This is a genomic window from Streptomyces sp. NPDC001728, from assembly GCF_040297565.1.
Taxonomy (GTDB): Bacteria; Actinomycetota; Actinomycetes; order Streptomycetales; family Streptomycetaceae; genus Streptomyces.
Window position 1 is genome coordinate 1 of the sequence record NZ_JBEOZK010000052.1, and the last position, 1,134, is coordinate 1,134.

Sequence of the window (1,134 nt, forward strand, 5' to 3'; positions counted from 1 at the left end):
GTCGGGGTGTTCCACAAGTACCAGACCAACCCCACGAGTTGGTCGGAATGGGAGCCGACGGGCGGACCCGCCGACTCACAGCTCAGCAGTGAGCGGACCGCCGACGGCCGGGTCGAGGTCTTCGCGATCAACGGCAGCGAGGCCCGGCACATGTGGCAGACCGGAGTGAACGCCCCGTACGGAACGTGGGAGGCCTTCGGCGGCGCCGGTACGGAGATCACCGCCACGGTCAACGCCGACGGACGGATCGAGGTCTTCGGAACGAGCCACGCCGGCGTCTACCACAAGTGGCAGACCGGACCGACGACCTGGTCCGACTGGGCATGGGTGAACAACACCTCGGGCCCCGCCGTCAACTGATCGGACCCGCCGTCGACCGATCCGATAGACGGGCGCCCCGGCGCCCCCGGCACCCACCCGGTACCCACTCCGAAGGGGACAGCAGTTGAGCAGAACCCAGCGCTCCTCCAGAGCGCCGCATCGCGTCATCCTTTCGACCCTGGCCTCGTTGCTCCTCGCGGCGGGCATCCTCGTCGGCGCCTCGCCCGCGTACGCCGCGCCGAGCGACCTGTGCGCCCAGACCGGCTACACCGCGGGCTTCCGGGGCGACGGCCTGGTGACCGCCGTCGCCGTGGCCCTGGCGGAGTCCAGCTGCAATCCGTCGGCGTACAACGTCACGAACAACACGCCCCCCTCGACCGACCGGGGCCTGTGGCAGATCAACGACTACTGGCACCCCGAGGTCAACGACGCCTGCGCCTACGACCCCCAGTGCAACGCGAACGCGGCGTTCGCCATCTCCTCCGGGGGAACCAACTGGCAGCCCTGGTCCACCTTCAACCAGGGCGCGCACCGGCGGCACTTGGACGAGGCCCGTGCCGCGGTGGACCGCCTGGGCCACCACGAACCCGGGCCCGGTCCGCTGGTGTACCCGGGAGAGTCGGGTCGGGTGGTGTCGGCACGGTCGGCGGACGGTCGTCTGGAGGTGTTCGCCGCGGCGGCGGACGGGGTGCACCACGCCTGGCAGACCGAGTCCAATGGCAACTGGTCGGCGTGGGAGGCGCTGGGTGGTCCGGGGAACGCTGAGCTGGCCATCGCGCCGAACGCGGACGGTCGTCTGGAGATGTTCGCGAT

At 70.5% G+C, this 1,134-nt stretch carries 2 protein-coding genes; both read left to right on the forward strand.

The features are described from left to right. Positions 1-360: DUF8189 domain-containing protein (locus ABT154_RS33865; RefSeq protein ID WP_502969665.1), on the forward strand; the 360-nt coding region annotated here is incomplete at its 5' end. 85 nt (positions 361-445) lie between these two features. Further along, a partial coding sequence (locus ABT154_RS33870) for a DUF8189 domain-containing protein (RefSeq protein ID WP_351862223.1) occupies positions 446-1,134 on the forward strand: 689 nt, incomplete at its 3' end.